Origin of the sequence: Salirhabdus sp. Marseille-P4669 (assembly GCF_900240405.1) — a bacterium.
Lineage (GTDB): Bacteria > Bacillota > Bacilli > Bacillales > Alkalibacillaceae > OEQK01.
The window spans coordinates 577,563-594,104 of record NZ_OEQK01000001.1 but is presented as its reverse complement, the minus strand read 5'-3'; the positions used below and the strand labels follow the sequence as shown (position 1 = coordinate 594,104).

The following is a 16,542-nucleotide window of genomic DNA, read 5'->3' as shown; positions in this document are numbered from 1 at the left end:
GAATGGAAGCCTTTCAAAAGCCACAAAAAATTTACGAAAAAGTTGCCGATGAATTAGTAAACAAAATTAAAAATGGTGAGTTTCAGCCTGGGGATCGTCTCCAGTCTGTTGAACAATTAGCGAAAAATTTTAATGTTGGAAGATCTGCTATTCGCGAAGCATTAAGTGCCTTACGCGCTAAAGGAATTTTAGAAATGCGACAAGGGGAAGGGACATTTGTGAAAGCATTCGATCCAAAAATTTTATCTTCTACCATCACAACTTCTACCATATTAATGAATAAAAAGGACATTCAGGACTTACTCGAAATCCGCAAAATTTTAGAACTAGGTAGTGTAGCGTCTGCTGTAAAACAAGCAACAAGAGAGAATCTACAAGAAATAGAAGAAGCTCTAGAAGATATGAAGCAAGCAAAAGGCAATGAAGAGCTTGGCGACAAAGCAGATCTTCGTTTCCATATGGGTATTGCCAAAGCATCGAACAACAATATTTTAATTGAGCTTATGGATCAAGTATCTGGAATGATGGGCAAAGCCATGCGGGAAACAAGAAGGATTTGGCTTTTTTCAAAGGGAACAACCTTAGAGAGAATTTATATGGAACATAAAGAAATCTATGAGGCCATTGTAAATAAAGACGAACAGCTTGCTCAAAGCTTGATGCTCGCTCATTTAACTGCTGTCGAAGAGACATTAATGAAAAACGCTCCAACCAAGTAGTAATGAAAAAGGATTGTATTTTGAAGCGTTTTTATGTACTCTTATAGTAGAAGTCATCAGATGACCTTATGACTGTTTATGAGGTAAACATAGATTCGTTGTTTTATCCATTTTAAAAATAGCCAGATAAGTAGAAAACAATTAAATTATTTCCCAGTCCAACATAGGAGGGGTTACCGATGAAGGTGTCCTTATTTATAACGTGTTTAGGAGATATGTTTTACGTAAATGCAGGAAAGGCAACGGTGGAATTACTGGAACGCTACGGTTGTGAAGTAGATTTTCCGGAAACGCAAACGTGCTGTGGCCAGCCGGCATATAACAGCGGGTATCACAAGGATACGATTGCAGCTGCCAAAAATATGATTCGGACCTTTGAGCATTCGGAGTATGTCGTGAGCCCGTCTGGTTCCTGTGCTTATATGTTTCACGAGTACGAGCATTTACTGAAAGAAGAGCCCGAATGGCAAGAAAAGGCTCGTACGCTTAGCGAAAAAACGTATGAGCTCACTCAATTTTTAGTAAACGTATTAGGGGTTGAAGATACGGGGGCTGAATTTCATGGGAAAGCAACCTACCATACCTCTTGCCACATGACCCGTTTACTTGGCGAAAAAGAAGCGCCTTTTACACTATTAAAAAATGTAAGAGGCTTGGAATTAGTAGACTTACCTCGTCGACAAGATTGCTGTGGATTTGGAGGCACGTTCTCTATTAAAATGCCAAACATATCCGAGCAAATGGTAGATGAAAAGATTTCTCATGTAGAAGAGACCGAAGCAGAAGTATTAATCGGTGCAGATGCAGGATGCTTAATGAATATTGGTGGACGTATCGATCGAATTGGGAAGCCCATTCGGGTTATGCATATTGCCGAAATTTTAAATAGTCGAGGTGATGCGTAATGCCAATGCATATTGGGGAAAAGCAATTTACAAGCCGGGTCGAAAAAGGACTAGAGGATCAATTCATGCGCGGTGCTGTTCGTTCTGCACAGGAAAGATTACAGAACGGTCGAGCAAATGCTGCAGAAGAGCTTGGGGAATGGGAAGAATGGCGTAATCTGGGGCAAGAAATTCGTACCCATACGATGGAAAATCTTGATTATTATTTGGAGCAGCTTAGCGATAAAATAGCCGAGCTTGGTGGGCACGTCTTTTTCGCGGAAACCGCCGAGGAAGCAAATGCCTATGTTCGCTCCGTCATTCGGAAAAAAGAAGCGAAGAAAATTGTCAAATCGAAGTCCATGGTTACAGAGGAAATTAACCTAAACGACGCACTCGAGCAAGAAGGCTGCGAGGTAGTGGAAACAGACTTAGGGGAATACATTTTGCAAATTGACGATCATGATCCCCCTTCCCATATTGTTGCGCCAGCCTTGCATAAAAACAAAGAGCAAATTCGCGATGTCTTTCAAGAACGACTTGGCTATACAAAGACAGAAAAACCGGAGGAATTAGCATTATTCGCTCGGGAGCAGCTGCGAAAGGACTTCTTATCCGCAGATGTGGGCATTACCGGTTGTAACTTTGCCATCGCCGAATCTGGCTCCTTTGCTCTTGTAACAAATGAAGGGAATGCAAGACTTGTATCCACCTTACCGAAAACCCAAATTACCGTAATGGGAATGGAGCGTATTGTTCCTACCTGGGAGGAGCTTGATGTTCTCGTCTCCTTACTTACGAGAGCGGCAGTTGGACAGAAATTAACGAGCTACGTAACCGCGTTAACAGGACCAAAGCAAGAAGGAGATGTGGATGGACCAGAAGAGTTCCATTTAGTGATCGTCGACAATGGCCGCTCGAAAATATTAGGCACTGAATTTCAGGAGGCACTTCACTGCATTCGCTGTGCAGCATGTATTAACGTTTGCCCAGTTTATCGTCATGTAGGTGGGCATGCATACGGCTCGATTTATCCCGGACCGATCGGGGCTGTACTCACACCACTTCTTGGTGGCTATGACGATTACAAGGAATTACCTTATGCATCCTCCTTATGCGGCGCATGCACAGAGGTATGCCCAGTAAAAATACCATTGCATGAGCAATTGATTTTACACCGCAAAAAAATGGTAGAGGAAGAGAAAAAATCGCCTCTACTGGAGCGAATTGCAATGAAAGGGTTCAGCATGGGGACTGGCAAGCCATCCCTTTATAAAATGGGAACAAAAATGGCCCCGACGATGCTAAAGCCTTTTGTAAAAGAAGAAAAAATCTCAAAAGGACCAGGACCGATTAAGCTCTGGACAAGTGTCAGAGAATTCCCTGCTCCAGAAAATGAACGGTTTCGAGATTGGTTTAAAAATCGTGAAAAAGGAGGCAATCAAAATGCCTGAAGGTCTCGTGCAAAATCGTGACTCCTTTTTAAATAACATTGCCAAAAACTTAGGTCGAGAACGGAAAACAGCAAATGTGGTTCGACCGAATTGGAAGCATCAGCCGCAATGGAAGGTGCTTCAGAATAAATCGGTAGATGAATTAGTCGATGTATTGGAAAAACAGTGTAAAAATATTCATACGAATTTCGTACGAACAACAAAAGCTAGTTTAGCAGACAAACTCGATGAAATCATCACTGCGTATGGTGGGAAATCCGTGATTACGTGGGATGATGAACGATTTGAAGCATTTGGAATATCCGGTTATTTCGATTCCTTAAAGGAAAAGGATGTGGAGTTCCACCGTTGGGATCCTGCAATCAGGGAAGAGAATGTAACCTTTGCGGAGCGTGCAGATGTGGGCATTACCTTTAGCGACATGACACTTGCAGAATCCGGTACGGTTGTTCTCTTTAGCGATAAGGGAAAAGGGAGATCGGTAAGTCTACTTCCCGCAACCTATATCGCAATCATCCCGAAAAGCAGCATTGTTCCAAGAATGTCACAAGTAACTCGGGAAATCCATAAACGGGTAGAAGCAGGGGAAATCGTGCCTTCATGTGTGAATTTCATTACCGGACCAAGTAATTCGGCCGATATTGAAATGAATCTTGTGGTTGGGGTGCATGGGCCGATTAAGGTTAGTTATGTGGTTGTGGAGGACTAATAAAAAGGCGAAAGAACGTAACATCTGTTCTTTCGCCTTTTTACTAGTCTGCTAGTGTTCGAAGTAATTGAAATAACGCTGACTTTACTTCAAATCCAATCCCAGGCACATCTGGTAATCGAACATAACCATCTTCTATTGGATATCCTTCAGCAAATCCACCAAATGGCGGGAACACACCTGGATAAGACTCATTCCCCCCTAAACCAAGTCCTGCTGCAATATTTAAGGATAACTGATGTCCCCCATGTGGAATACAACGGCGAGATGACCACCCATATTCCTTTAGCATATCTAATATCCGCATATATTCTACTAGACCATAGCTTAAGGAGCAATCGAACTGCAAATAGTCTCGGTCGGAACGCATGCCTCCATGTCTAATTAAATTTCTAGCATCCTGCATGGAAAACAAATTCTCCCCTGTTGCCATCGGATTTTTGTAATGCTTCGATAGTTCTGCTTGTAATTCATAATCAAGTGGGTCACCCGCTTCCTCATACCAAAACAAATCATAAGGCTCGAGCTTTTCTGCATAGCGAATCGCTGTTTCCAAATCAAAACGACCATTCGCATCTACAGCAAGTGACCTCCCACTTGGCACTACTTTCAGAACTGCCTCTATCCGACGTATGTCCTCCTCAAGCGACGCTCCACCGATTTTCATTTTCACGACATTATAGCCTTGGTCTAAATATCCTTGCATTTCATCTTGTAGCTTCGAGTAGTCTTTGTCAGGGCTATAGTACCCACCTGCAGCATAGACAAACACCTTATCGTCTACTTCACCATTCCCATATTGGTCCGCTAATAATCGATACAGCGGTTTCTCTTCAAGCTTGGCAACTAAGTCCCATACGGCCATATCAATTGTCCCAACAGCAACCGAACGCTCACCATGACCACCAGGCTTTTCACCTGTCATTAAAATATCCCAGATTTTATGAGGATCAAAATTGGTACCCGCTTCATTTAAAATAGCCTCTGTCTTTGCTTCCTTTAAGCGTGGAATGAACCGCTCCCTAAGCAATCCACTAGGTGCATAACGACCATTTGAATGAAAGCCGTACCCAATAACTGGTTTTCCATTCCGAATCACGTCCGTAATAATTGCAACAACCGATGCGGTCATTTTGCTAAAATCAATATAGGCATTTCGAATATCAGAACTAATTGGAACCGCCATTTCTCTTACATCTACAATTTTCATTTCGTATCCCTCCATTTTTACATAAATCCTAGTAGCTGCCACCAGGTAAGGGCAACAATTATGGTTACCAACGTCATGAAACCTGTCATTAACAGTCCAGGTAATAAAAAGCTTTGTTGTTTAATTTCACCTGTACTATGAACCAACACATTCGGCATTGCTTCCACTACTAAAATATAACCATGCACACATGCTAGCGTGGCGGTGAACGCAATTAAAATCGGGTCTGTCCCCGCCTGTACCGATAACCCAATATAAATTGGAATAAGGGCAACAACAGCCGTTGACACATTAGACATCGCCAAATGGAAGATTTGCGTAATGATTAAAATAAAAATAACAGCGATAATTGGTTTTTCCATAAGGGAAATGATCCAGTCCGTGCTTAGACTTTCCCCTATCAGCTCGGTTGCACCGGAATGATTTAAGCCATAACCAACCGATAAAGTCGCGCCAAGCATGAGGACCGTATCGAAGTTAATTTTTACAATATTGCTCCAAGTAGCACAGCCGATTCCAGGTAAAGTCATGAGCGCAACCCCAATTAAAGCTGTAATGCTAGGATGAAGCCCATGCAATGGCTCACTCATCCACATCCCTACTGTAAAAAGTAAAATAAACAAACATCGTAATTCCTTGCCGCTCATTTTCCCGAAATCCTTAACCTTCTCTCCCATTTCCTTTTTGACCGCTTGAAAGGATGATTTCGGTATATCGACTGGAAACAGCTTTAATAGTAAAAGCCACAAGATTGGAATTAATAAAAGCCATATGGGCAAAGCATACAAAAACCATTCAAAATAAGTAATGTTAACTCCTAAAAATTCATTTAATAATTCGACCGTTAAAATATTGCCAATGGCTGCTGTCATCACCGCTGTACCACTAATCGTCCCTCCAAAAGCAACCCCAAGCATAATCATTTTCCGAAAATTACTTTCCTTCTTATCATCAATCATGTCCATAACATTTAAAGCGACTGGAAGCAACAGAGACGTCCGAACTGCAATTGCTGGTATAAAAAAGGCTTGTAGCTGGGGAATCATTAAAATACTTGCTAACAATCCTTTTTCACTCCCACCCCACTTCGTTAAAATCAGATAGGTTATCCGCTTCGCCAATGGGGTCTCATTAACCGCTCTTGCCAACATCATTCCAACGATAATTAGGAATACAGCCGGGGAAGAAAAGCCGCTATACGCAATTTCAGTTGGAACAACATCTAAAACAAGCATCAAGGTTAAAATAATGATTGAAGTAAGACCTATTGGAATCGGTTCTAATGCCCATAGCACGACGGCACAGGATACGATAGCAATCATTAATCTCGGGGAAGTAGTAAAGGATTCTGGTAATCCCACGTACAATCCAATAAACACACCAATCGCCAATACGAACCCGATGATTGTTTTCTTATTTCGTGACTGTTTTACATTTTCATAGGAATGCTCCACTGCCTCCACTTTAGATGAGCTCAACATTTTCACCTTCTTAATCGGGTCTGTACCTATGATAATTGTTTGATTCGATTTACAATTTCATTTGATACATCCTTTGTATTACACTTCCCACCTATATCTGGTGTTTTAATGCCATCCGCCAAAACATCCTCGATGATTTCCAATAGCTTTTCGCCTAGCTCTCGCTCACCTAAATGATCCAACATCATTTTTCCTGTCCAAATTTGCCCAATCGGATTTGCAATTCCTTGGCCATAAATGTCAGGTGCAGAGCCGTGTACCGGCTCAAACATGGACGGGTATTTCCCATTCAGATTTATATTTGCTGCAGGAGCTATACCAATACTACCCATAATGGCTGCTCCTAGGTCTGTTAAGATATCCCCAAATAGATTACTCGCTACAATGACATCGAACATATGAGGCTTTGTAACAAAAAAGGCTGCTAACGCATCAATGTGAATCAGCTCTGTTTGATAATCCGGGTATTTCTGTGAGGTCTCCTTAAATACTTCATCCCAGAAAGGCATCGAATGCACAATTCCATTAGACTTCGTAGCACCTGTAACATGCCTCCCATGACGCTTGGCATATTGAAAAGCATACTCCATTACTCGTTCTGTACCTTTTCGAGTAAATACATTATTTTGGATAGCGATTTCGTCCTCACCACGGTGAATTCTTCCACCAATCTCACTATACTCCCCTTCACTATTTTCTCGAACGACGACAAAGTCAAAGTCCCCTGATTCCCGAAGAGGCGATTTCAAGCCTTTTATGAGCTTGGCAGGGCGGACATTAATCACCTGCTCGAACTCTCTTCGAATTGGAAGCAAAAGTCCCCATAACGACACATGGTCTGCAACCAAATTTGGATTCCCTACCGCTCCTAGAAAAATCGTATCGTGGTTTTGGAGTCGCTCTAACCCATCATCATCCATCATTTTTCCATGCTCTATGTAGTAATCACAACTGTATGGATACCAGCTATAATCAAATTTCAAACCACCATGCAGCTCAGATATTGCATCCAGCACGCGTACTGCTTCTGGTACAACCTCTTTTCCAATACCATCTCCTGGGACTACAGCAACACTATATTTTTTCATATCGAACCTCCTATACTTTTTTTGCTACGATAAAAAACAAAGCTCCAAATACAGCTGGAAGGATAGAGCATACAACAACAACACCAATCCAATGGAAGGTGGACCATATTTCTCCTACTGCTGTTCCCCCAACAGTGACACCAATATAGTAGCTGAAAAAGTAAAAGCTACTAGCACCGCTTTTATGGTGAGTGGCCGTTTCTCCAATCCATGCTGACGTTAACGAATGGGCAATAAAAAAACCGAAACAAACAATCGATAATCCAAGTACGACAAAAGCTACGGTTTGGAGAGTTGTAATCCATACCCCAATCACCATCGTAATAAGACCAAAAAACATTAAATGCAAGATGTTATATTTTGCCGCTAACCTACCTGCAAAGGGAGAACCAAAAACACCAAATAGATACGTAAAATATACGAGAGAAATTAGATGAATAGATAAATAGAATGGCTCTTGCTCTAAATAAAATGGGATATACGTCCATATTCCTGTAAACCCAAATTGGATCATCATTCCAAATAGAAAGGCGAATGCGAGCTTTTGATTTTTCAAATGAACGAGCATGCCGAGGAAGTCTTCCTTTAAGGTCCGATTGTATTGCACAAAAAAGCGTGACTTAGGTAGAAGGAGAAAGCATCCAAAGCAAATAAATGCCCCAAATACACCAATCACGTAAAATCCTACTTCCCACGAATAATGATCCGCAAAATAGCCGCTTACGAATCTACCGAGCATACCTCCTAATGCATTACTAGCAATATAGATGGTTACAATTAGCCCCCGACTACTACGGGCAATTTCTTCATTAATATACGCAATCGCAACGGCTGGAAGTCCTGCAATTCCAAAGCCGGTAATAAACCTCCACATGAGGATCCAAAGATAGGAATCTACTAATGGAATGACAAGCAGTGGAACCACAGACAAGCATAAGGTCCATTGAATGATACCAATTCTTCCAATATGGTCAGAAAGAAAGCCAAAAAAGAGCAAACCTATAACGAGAGATAAGGTTGTAAGGGACATGGCAAAGCTAGACATGGTCGGCGTAAGGCTAAATTCCCTTGCAAATACAGGCAAAAGCGGCTGCACGACATAAAGATTGGCAAAGTTTAATAGGGAAGCTAGAGTAAGGCCAATCGTTAACTTCCAAAAGTTTGCCTCATACCGTTCATATGGCTTTTTTTCCACACCTACATTCGAAAGCATAAGCAATCCTCTTTTTCGTAAGTTTATCCAAATCACAATCATTAGGAGGAAACAACCAGCCTCACTAATAGAAGTTACACTTTATATGTGGCGGTATTTTTCGACACCTTCCACATACAAATCATTGCCATGTGCATCATTAATAACAATTGCGGGAAAGTCCTTTATCGTTAGCCTTCGAATCGCCTCTGTACCCAAATCCTCGTAGGCTATCATCTCAACAGCCGTAATCGAACGGGAGATTAGTGCTGCGGAGCCCCCAATTGCACCAAAATAAATCGCCTTATTTTTGATCATCGATTGTTTTACTTCCTTACTTCGATATCCCTTCCCAATCATTGCGGAAAGCCCTTTATCTAGTAATGCCGGTGTATAGGTATCCATTCTACTACTTGTCGTTGGTCCTGCAGATCCAATTACCTGCCCTGGCTTCGCTGGAGTTGGGCCAACATAATAGATTGCTTGATTGGAAAGATCAAAAGGTAATGCTTCTCCCTTTTGAAGCTGCTCATACATTCGCTTATGTGCAGCATCTCTCGCTGTATAAACCGTTCCCGATAAAAGAACTCTATCCCCTGCTTTCAATGAAAGAATATCCGCTTCTTCCAAGGGGATACGTATGGATTTAGTCATCTGTCATCCTCCTTTAAAGGATTGCTTGCTTATGGCGGCTGGCATGACAATTCAAGTTCACCGCAACAGGTAAAGCTGCAATGTGACAAGCCTCCACCTCTATCTTGATATCAAGCGCCGTTGTTGTCCCGCCCAGCCCTTGAGGTCCAATGCCTAGCCGATTGATTTCTTCCATTAGCTCTACTTCTAAATTGGCTATCCCTTCATCCTCATGGCGTTTCCCAATTGGACGAAAAAGGGATTTTTTCGCTAAATAGGCACACCTTTCAAAATTGCCACCAATGCCAATACCAACGACTAATGGCGGACAAGCGTTTGGTCCGGCAACGCGAACAACATCTAATACATATTGCTTAATGCCCTCGATACCGTCAGATGGCTTCAGCATTTTTAAATCACTCATATTTTCTGCCCCGCCACCTTTAGCGGTCATATGAATAGTCAGGGAATCTCCTTCTACTAATTCCACGTGCACAATTCCCGGACTGTTATCCTTCGTGTTTTTGCGTTTAATTGGGTCCTTCACAATGGAGTTGCGCAAATAGCCTTCCCCGTAGCCTTTTCGAATCCCGTCATTGATCGCGTCATATAAGCTGCCACCAACAATGTGACAATCCTGACCAAGCTCCACGATACAAACGACAGTGCCAGTATCCTGACACATGGGCACTTGGAGTTCCGATGCGATATCAGCGTTATCCATAAGCTGCTGCAGGACCCCTTTACCTGTTTCCGATTTCTCCGTCGCAAGCGCAAGCTTAAAGGCGTTATACACGTCTTCTCCTAATTCATAATTCGCCTCGATGCAAAGCTCCGCAATCGCTTTGACGATGTCCTCGTAAAGGATTTTTTTCAACGTACATTCCTCCCTTGCATTCATTAGATGGGTTAATGGTTTAAAGCCTCTACTTCGAACAATTCATCGACAGATTCTAGTTTCTCTATGGATAATAGATTCGTAGCAAGCGACTGTCGTTTTGATTGTGGTATATCGCTCACAAGCTCCATAAACTTTTCAACTAAATCATTCTGTGTGACGGGGTTTTCTGGGTCGCCTTTCGGAAAATCCGCTTGTTTCGTAATGACTTCTCCATTTGTTAGCTTTACCTCAACCTTTGCTCCCCATTTTTCCGGGTAGGCTTTATCCATCTCAGGATCTACCTCAACCTTAACTTTCTTCATGACTTGACGTATCTCCTCATCCCAAAGAGCATGCTCATGAAAGCAATCCAAACCTCCCTTACCAGTAAAAAGAGCTAAAGCGGTGCAATATTGTAAGCTAAATTTTGAAGCGTAAATAGTTGATGGGTTGTCATTATTAGTAATGTTAAGTGCTACTTGGTAGGTTTTTACGGTGATGCAATCAATATCGCGCCCTTGTAAGTGACGCTCTTTTGATAGGTCCATCATCATATCCATTGCATGATGGGTATGGCGACAGGAGGCATGAATTTTAAAGGAGTTTTCCATAATCTTAAAAGTAGTTCCAAGAAAATCTGTAATCTTTGCTACGTCATAATCTTCAGTCATGGCACGGAAAAATCCACGTTCTCCCTCTAATATGTTTTGGGCACCTGTGAAGCCTTTTTCCGCTAATAGGCTGCTAATAACACCATTCATTGCTGCCTTTCCTGTATGAAGCTGCTTCGTATTTGCACCATCTTCAATAAACTCCCACAGGCCGGCAGCTTGGGATCCGGCGTTTCCAAGCGCATGTGTAATTTGCTCTTCCGTTAACTGTAGTAATTTGGAAGCAGCAGCTGTAGACCCAAACGTCCCACAGGTTGCGGTATTGTGCCAATAATAGTAATGAGATGGAGACACCGCCTCCCCAATTCGGTAGCAGACTTCATAGCCAACCACAACTGCTGTAATCAAGTCCTTTCCACTAAGCTGTTTCCATTCCGCTACCGCAAAGGCAGCAGGGATTACTACGGTTGCAGCATGGATAATGGATGCTTTATGGATGTCATCCAGCTCCACGATATGACTCGCTGCCCCATTTACGAAGGCCGCATTCACAACCGAGTTTTTGCCGCCAGTCACCAGTGTTGCCTGCTCTTCCCCACCCATTTCTCGAATCATTTCTGCGATCATTTGTACAGGTGCTTTATTCGCACCAGCAAAGGCAGAACTAAAATAATCTAAGATACAAAGCTTCGTAAAAGCGACCACCTCTTCTGGTAAATCCTCATACGATGTTTGTTTTATATAGCGTGCTAGTTCTTCACTTAAGCCCATCTCATGAAACCTCCTTTTTTATTTTCTTAAAGATTAAAAGGAACGCGGCATCCCAAGCACATGTTGACCAACGTAGCTCAATACGAGGTTATTTGTAACAGGAGCCACAATGAATAGTCGCGCCTCGCGAAACTTTCTTTCAATGTTATATTCAGTGGCAAACCCATATCCTCCAAACGTAGTCATGGCAGCATTCGCCGCCTTCCATGTTGCTTCAGAGGCTAAATATTTCGCCATATTTGCCTCAGCTCCACAATTTTCACCTTGATCGAATAGCTGAGCTGCTTTATCTCGCATTAGCTTTGCCGCTTCAATCTCCATATAAGACGCTGCGATTGGAAATTGTACCCCTTGATTCTTCCCAATTGGTCGATTAAATACCTCTCTTTCATTAGCATACTGGACCGCTTTATCCACAAAATAAAGCCCATCCCCAACGCTTTCCGATGCAATTAAAATTCGCTCCGCATTCATCCCACTTAACACATAGCGAAACCCTTTCCCTTCTAAACCAATCCGATTTTCCACTGGTATCTCTACATTTTCAAAAAACACCTCTGTCGTCGCATGATTAATCATCGTATCAATTGGACGGATCGTAATCTTGTCTTGTTGGTCCTTCATATCCAAGATGAAAAGACTTAAACCATCTGTCTTCTTTTCCACCTGATGCTTTGGGGTAGTACGTGCAAGCAGCAACATAAGATCAGAATATGCTGCCCGTGACGTCCAAATTTTTTGCCCGTTTACAATATAACGATCTCCTTCAAGCACAGCCGTTGTTTCAATGCTCGTTGTATCACTACCTGCCGTTGGCTCTGTTATTCCAAATGCCTGAAGTCGTAGCTCTCCACTAGCGATTTTCGGTAAAAAACGTCGCTTCTGTTCCTCGTTCCCATGTCGCAATACTGCTCCCATCGTATACATTTGAGCATGACCTGCACCGGCATTTCCGCCAGAGCGATTAATTTCCTCTAGAATTACTCCTGCTTCCTTCATGCCAAGCCCTGCTCCTCCATATTCTTCAGGAATTAACACAGATAGCCAGCCTTCCTCTGTTAATGCCTTAATAAACTCCTCTGGATACGCATCCTGCTTATCCGTTTCTCGCCAATAGCTTTCCGGAAACTTTTCACACAACGCGCGTATGCTTGAACGAATTAATTCCAATTCCTCCAAAGTGCTAACGGCCATGAAATTCCCCTCCTTATTTTCCTTTCCACTCGGCTTGTCGTTTTTCGTTAAATGCTCGAATTCCTTCCACTCGATCTTCCGAATTTGCACACTTATAATACTGGTCGAGCTCTATTTCCAACGCCGCGTGCAAATCTGTTTCAATTCCATTGTTAACAGCGTATTTTAGCGCTTTAAGTGAAAGTGGAGCGTTTTTGGCAATATCCCTGGCTAGCTCGAAGGCTTCTTCCATTAGGTCGCCACCTTCTACTACATAGTTTGCCAATCCTATTGCTTCAGCCCGCTTAGCAGACATAAAATGACCTCGAAACAATAATTCTTTCGCAATCCCAACCGGAATCGTTCGTGGCAGTAGCTGCGTTCCTCCAACTCCCGGAATAAGTCCAATTTTCACCTCTGGTACTCCTACGCTTGCATGCTCGGCAAAAATGCGAAGGTCACAGCTTAGGACCATTTCCAATCCACCACCTAATGCATAGCCATTCACAGCTACAAGGACAGGAAAAGGGAAGTCACGAATCATTCCGTAGGCTTCTTCAAAAATGTCATGCTGTCGATGCCAATCCTCATTCGTCATCCCATTTCGTTCCTTCAAATCCGCACCAACACAAAAGCTCCTCTCACCCGACCCCGTTAGAATCAGTACACGCAAGTCGTCCTTTTCGTGTAATAGACGTAAGCATTCTATTAATTCCATACCCATTTTCGTATTTAAGGCATTCATGGCATTGGGACGATTTAATGTTAAAAGATAAACTCCTTTTGTCTTTTCATCTTGTGACAGTGCTAATGTTTCCCAATTAGACATCCTTTCACCTCACAATTCCAGTGGTTCATCGCTTAAGCCTTATTTTTGCTTGACCTTGTTATGAAGACCTAATTCTTTCATGATCTTCTCTGTGTGCTCCCCTAATTCAGGTACAGGTGCCATAACCGCCTCTACGCCTTCCATATTAATAGGTGGCTTGAGTGCTACTACACTGCCGACTGGGGTTTGCACCTGGTCCCAACGATTTCGGGCAATTAATTGAGGATGCTCAAAAAAGTCCTTCATATTATTTAATCTAGCATTCGCAATTTTTGCTTGCTCCAGCCTATCTAACACTTCCGCTGATGTTAATCTATCAAAGGTTTTCTCAATGATTTCCTTTAATATTTCTCGGTTATCCGATCTTCTCGCTGTCGTATGAAACCGTTTATCTGTCGCAAGTGTTTCATTTTCCAACACTTGCTTACAAAAGGTGCTCCATTCCCGCTCATTTTGCAGCCCGATAAAGACTGTTTTTCCATCTCCACATTTAAAGGGACCATAAGGATAAATGGTGGAGTGACTAGCCCCTGTACGCTTCGGCTCCTCCCCGCCAAAGGCACTATAATACATTGGATAACCCATCCATTCGCCAAGTGCCTCGAGCATGGAAATTTCAAGAACCGTTCCTTTTCCTGTTTTCATTCGATTCAAAAGTGCGGTTAAAATGCCTGTATAGGCATACATACCAGCAGCAATATCTGCACTTGGAATACCTGTTTTCACCGGCTCCTCTTCTGTTCCGGTAATGGATACAAGGCCTGCCTCACACTGCACGAGTAAATCGTACGCCTTCTTATGTGCATAAGGCCCTGATTCTCCGTATCCACTTAAACTACAAACGATTAAGCTCGGGTGCTTCTCCACTAATTCATTAGGTTCAAAACCCATTCTCTTTAATGCGCCTGGTGCTAAGTTTTGTACGAAAACATCTGCTTTTTCTAATAAGCGACGAAGTACTTCCTTTCCCTCATCGGATTTAAGATCAAGCGTAATGGATTCCTTGGAACGATTACACCAAATAAAATGACTAGACATTCCTCTTACCGTGCTATCATACTGTCGAGCAAAGTCACCCGTCTTTGGGCGCTCTATCTTTATCACTCTTGCGCCTAAATCAGCAAGTTGACGAGTAGCAAACGGAACCGCTATTGCCTGCTCAATCGCCACAACCGTCACACCCTCCAATGGCAGCATCTAATTCCTCCTTGTTGAAACATATTAAAAACGCGTAACATGTACTCACTTAAATTTAAAAGTTTATTTGCGTAAAGACTCTAAAGAAAGGAGTCTTTTTGCTCGTTCTGCAACGGGAATATCAACCATCTTCCCATCTACTTGAACACTACCAAAACCCTTTTCCATCGCATCTTCATAGAATTCCACAATTCGTTTTGCTTCTTTTAATTCCTGAGCAGTGGGCATAAACACATCCGTAACAATAGGTATTTGGTTCGGATGAATCAGTAATTTCCCTTGAAATCCTAGCTGTTTTCCTCGTTCTGCATCATGCTTCAACCCTAAGTCATTGGTAAAATCGGCATAGATAGCATCAATTGGTGAATCAACGTTGGCCGCTCTTGAATCTGTAACCAGCTTGGAGCGCGCATAAATCATGCCATTTTTTCTTTCCTCTGAGCGAATGTTTAAATCGAACATTAAGTCTTCTGCTCCAAGTGCTAATCTATCTATTCGATGACTCGCACTCGCAATATCATAAGCATTGCGAAGTCCGGTAGCAGTTTCGATTATTGGAATAATTGATATACGACCGTGCTCCATCCCCTTTTGACGCTCCATGCAGCTTAAAAGATAATCCAGAATAATGATGTCCTCTTTCGTATTCACTTTCGGTAAAAAGACACCTTTCAAGCCTGGCGTAACAACCTCTACTAAATCATCATAAAGAAATTTTGTAGCTATACCGTTTATACGAATATAGCTGTTTTCACTTATTCCATTCCGTATTGCTTGCGAAACCTTTTGACGTGCTAGCTCTTTTTCTTCAATCGCAACAGAGTCCTCCAAATCAAAGATAAAGGCATCTGCCTTAATTTCCTTCACTTTACTTAAAAACTTATCCTTACTACCTGGTACAAATAACCAAGAGATGATCAACAGTATCATTCCTTTTCCAATGAAATGGACAAACTGGATATTGTAAAATTGGATACAATGTTAGGCTGATTGATTTTCGGTGCTATTGCGACGAGGATTAGTTTGAATGATGGATGGGATCTCTGTTTAGGGACATAATTAATTCTTTTTCGGTTCTACTAATGTGGTGAGCTAAATGTTCACTTGCACGCTCCGCATCCTTTTCTAAAATCGCGTGCACTATTTTTTCATGCTCGAGGTTCGACTTTTTCATTTGCCCGGATATGATAAGAGGTGTATCTTGAGCAAAACCGTGTGAAATGGCTTCAATAAAGCTTAAAAGTCTAGAGCTGTTGCAACGACTGAACATGAGCTTATGAAACTTTGCATTTAATTCGGCATATTCCTCATCGGATTCTGCTTTAACCATGTTCAAATGATAGTTTTGTAGCTGAACTAAATCTTCTTCCGAAAAATGTTGAATACTCTTTTTTAATGCTAACGGCTCTAAAATAGACCGAAGCTCATAAATTTCCTTTATATCTTCTGTACTAATACTTTTGACAATGGCTCCTTTATGGGGCTCTATCGTAACAAGTCCTTCCATTTCTAATGTGCGAAGCGCCTCTCGAATGGGCATTCGACTTACTCCAATCCGTTCTGCTAATTCCGTTTGAACTAATCGATCACCCGGTTTAAAATCTCCCTTTAATATTGCTTTTCTTAAAACCGTACAAACCCTGTTATGTAACATTTCTCGGTTTCCAATTTTAAGATAATCGACATTATTCATTTTCATTACTCCATTCTC

General features: G+C 42.1%; 16 protein-coding genes. 4 read left to right on the top strand and 12 right to left on the bottom strand.

The annotated features are described in order from the left end of the window. The first annotated feature begins 2 nt into the window (after window positions 1–2). The 4 genes from C1A05_RS02650 to C1A05_RS02635 all read left to right on the top strand — a co-directional run bounded on the left by C1A05_RS02650 (window position 3) and on the right by C1A05_RS02635 (window position 3,766). Window positions 3–719 (top strand): FadR/GntR family transcriptional regulator, encoded by a 717-nt coding sequence (locus C1A05_RS02650; RefSeq protein ID WP_102026617.1) that lies wholly within the window; start codon window positions 3–5, stop codon window positions 717–719. A 179-nt stretch (window positions 720–898) separates the two neighbouring features. Further along, on the top strand, window positions 899–1,624 hold the full coding sequence (locus C1A05_RS02645; RefSeq protein ID WP_102026616.1) for a (Fe-S)-binding protein: 726 nt from the start codon (window positions 899–901) through the stop codon (window positions 1,622–1,624). Beyond that, window positions 1,624–3,057, top strand: coding sequence for a LutB/LldF family L-lactate oxidation iron-sulfur protein (locus tag C1A05_RS02640; RefSeq protein WP_102026615.1), 1,434 nt, complete (start codon window positions 1,624–1,626; stop codon window positions 3,055–3,057). The genes C1A05_RS02645 and C1A05_RS02640 overlap by 1 nt, the downstream gene beginning before the upstream one ends. Beyond that, window positions 3,050–3,766 carry a LutC/YkgG family protein gene (locus C1A05_RS02635; RefSeq protein WP_102026614.1) on the top strand — a complete coding sequence of 239 codons (717 nt, stop codon included), beginning with the start codon at window positions 3,050–3,052 and terminating at the stop codon, window positions 3,764–3,766. Before C1A05_RS02640 ends, C1A05_RS02635 begins: the two co-directional genes overlap by 8 nt. Before the next feature lie 43 nt (window positions 3,767–3,809). Here the strand turns inward: C1A05_RS02635 and C1A05_RS02630 are convergent, their stop codons facing one another. The 12 genes from C1A05_RS02630 to C1A05_RS02575 all read right to left on the bottom strand — a co-directional run bounded on the left by C1A05_RS02630 (window position 3,810) and on the right by C1A05_RS02575 (window position 16,524). Then, the gene (locus tag C1A05_RS02630; protein WP_102026613.1) at window positions 3,810–4,976 is read right to left on the bottom strand and encodes a mandelate racemase/muconate lactonizing enzyme family protein; all 1,167 of its coding nucleotides are present in this window, start codon (window positions 4,974–4,976) and stop codon (window positions 3,810–3,812) included. A 17-nt stretch (window positions 4,977–4,993) separates the two neighbouring features. Next, complete coding sequence (locus C1A05_RS02625) at window positions 4,994–6,454, bottom strand: SLC13 family permease (protein ID WP_234998274.1); 1,461 nt, start codon at window positions 6,452–6,454, stop codon at window positions 4,994–4,996. A gap of 29 nt (window positions 6,455–6,483) precedes the next feature. Continuing rightward, on the bottom strand, window positions 6,484–7,545 hold the full coding sequence (locus tag C1A05_RS02620) for a tartrate dehydrogenase (protein WP_102026611.1): 1,062 nt from the start codon (window positions 7,543–7,545) through the stop codon (window positions 6,484–6,486). A gap of 10 nt (window positions 7,546–7,555) precedes the next feature. Then, a complete protein-coding gene (locus C1A05_RS02615) occupies window positions 7,556–8,758 on the bottom strand; it encodes an MFS transporter (RefSeq protein WP_159461977.1) in 1,203 nt (400 codons plus the stop codon). 81 nt (window positions 8,759–8,839) lie between these two features. Next, on the bottom strand, window positions 8,840–9,391 hold the full coding sequence (locus C1A05_RS02610) for a Fe-S-containing hydro-lyase (RefSeq protein ID WP_102026609.1): 552 nt from the start codon (window positions 9,389–9,391) through the stop codon (window positions 8,840–8,842). A 13-nt stretch (window positions 9,392–9,404) separates the two neighbouring features. Further along, complete coding sequence (locus C1A05_RS02605) at window positions 9,405–10,271, bottom strand: fumarate hydratase (RefSeq protein ID WP_102026608.1); 867 nt, start codon at window positions 10,269–10,271, stop codon at window positions 9,405–9,407. A gap of 8 nt (window positions 10,272–10,279) precedes the next feature. Beyond that, entirely contained in the window at window positions 10,280–11,632 is a 1,353-nt protein-coding gene (locus C1A05_RS02600) for an MmgE/PrpD family protein (protein WP_102026607.1), read from the bottom strand. 33 nt (window positions 11,633–11,665) lie between these two features. Continuing rightward, window positions 11,666–12,826, bottom strand: a complete 1,161-nt coding sequence (locus tag C1A05_RS02595) for an acyl-CoA dehydrogenase family protein (RefSeq protein ID WP_102026606.1) — start codon at window positions 12,824–12,826, stop codon at window positions 11,666–11,668. A 13-nt stretch (window positions 12,827–12,839) separates the two neighbouring features. Then, window positions 12,840–13,634 carry an enoyl-CoA hydratase/isomerase family protein gene (locus C1A05_RS02590; RefSeq protein WP_102026605.1) on the bottom strand — a complete coding sequence of 265 codons (795 nt, stop codon included), beginning with the start codon at window positions 13,632–13,634 and terminating at the stop codon, window positions 12,840–12,842. 39 nt (window positions 13,635–13,673) lie between these two features. Then, a complete protein-coding gene (locus C1A05_RS02585) occupies window positions 13,674–14,831 on the bottom strand; it encodes a CaiB/BaiF CoA transferase family protein (protein WP_102026604.1) in 1,158 nt (385 codons plus the stop codon). 63 nt (window positions 14,832–14,894) lie between these two features. After that, on the bottom strand, window positions 14,895–15,752 hold the full coding sequence (locus C1A05_RS02580) for an HpcH/HpaI aldolase/citrate lyase family protein (RefSeq protein WP_159461976.1): 858 nt from the start codon (window positions 15,750–15,752) through the stop codon (window positions 14,895–14,897). Between the two features lie 97 nt (window positions 15,753–15,849). Further along, the gene (locus tag C1A05_RS02575) at window positions 15,850–16,524 is read right to left on the bottom strand and encodes a GntR family transcriptional regulator (protein ID WP_102026602.1); all 675 of its coding nucleotides are present in this window, start codon (window positions 16,522–16,524) and stop codon (window positions 15,850–15,852) included. Window positions 16,525–16,542 lie beyond the last annotated feature (18 nt).

What these genes read in the sequence shown, in the direction of transcription:
- C1A05_RS02650 (WP_102026617.1), top strand. Translation starts at nt 3, where the DNA reads ATGGAAGCCTTTCAAAAGCCACAAAAAATTTACGAAAAAGTTGCCGAT.
- C1A05_RS02645 (WP_102026616.1), top strand. Translation starts at nt 899, where the DNA reads ATGAAGGTGTCCTTATTTATAACGTGTTTAGGAGATATGTTTTACGTA.
- C1A05_RS02640 (WP_102026615.1), top strand. Translation starts at nt 1,624, where the DNA reads ATGCCAATGCATATTGGGGAAAAGCAATTTACAAGCCGGGTCGAAAAA.
- C1A05_RS02635 (WP_102026614.1), top strand. Translation starts at nt 3,050, where the DNA reads ATGCCTGAAGGTCTCGTGCAAAATCGTGACTCCTTTTTAAATAACATT.
- C1A05_RS02630 (WP_102026613.1), bottom strand. Translation starts at nt 4,976, where the DNA reads ATGAAAATTGTAGATGTAAGAGAAATGGCGGTTCCAATTAGTTCTGAT.
- C1A05_RS02620 (WP_102026611.1), bottom strand. Translation starts at nt 7,545, where the DNA reads ATGAAAAAATATAGTGTTGCTGTAGTCCCAGGAGATGGTATTGGAAAA.
- C1A05_RS02615 (WP_159461977.1), bottom strand. Translation starts at nt 8,758, where the DNA reads ATGCTTTCGAATGTAGGTGTGGAAAAAAAGCCATATGAACGGTATGAG.
- C1A05_RS02610 (WP_102026609.1), bottom strand. Translation starts at nt 9,391, where the DNA reads ATGACTAAATCCATACGTATCCCCTTGGAAGAAGCGGATATTCTTTCA.
- C1A05_RS02605 (WP_102026608.1), bottom strand. Translation starts at nt 10,271, where the DNA reads ATGAATGCAAGGGAGGAATGTACGTTGAAAAAAATCCTTTACGAGGAC.
- C1A05_RS02600 (WP_102026607.1), bottom strand. Translation starts at nt 11,632, where the DNA reads ATGGGCTTAAGTGAAGAACTAGCACGCTATATAAAACAAACATCGTAT.
- C1A05_RS02595 (WP_102026606.1), bottom strand. Translation starts at nt 12,826, where the DNA reads ATGGCCGTTAGCACTTTGGAGGAATTGGAATTAATTCGTTCAAGCATA.
- C1A05_RS02590 (WP_102026605.1), bottom strand. Translation starts at nt 13,634, where the DNA reads ATGTCTAATTGGGAAACATTAGCACTGTCACAAGATGAAAAGACAAAA.
- C1A05_RS02585 (WP_102026604.1), bottom strand. Translation starts at nt 14,831, where the DNA reads ATGCTGCCATTGGAGGGTGTGACGGTTGTGGCGATTGAGCAGGCAATA.
- C1A05_RS02575 (WP_102026602.1), bottom strand. Translation starts at nt 16,524, where the DNA reads ATGAATAATGTCGATTATCTTAAAATTGGAAACCGAGAAATGTTACAT.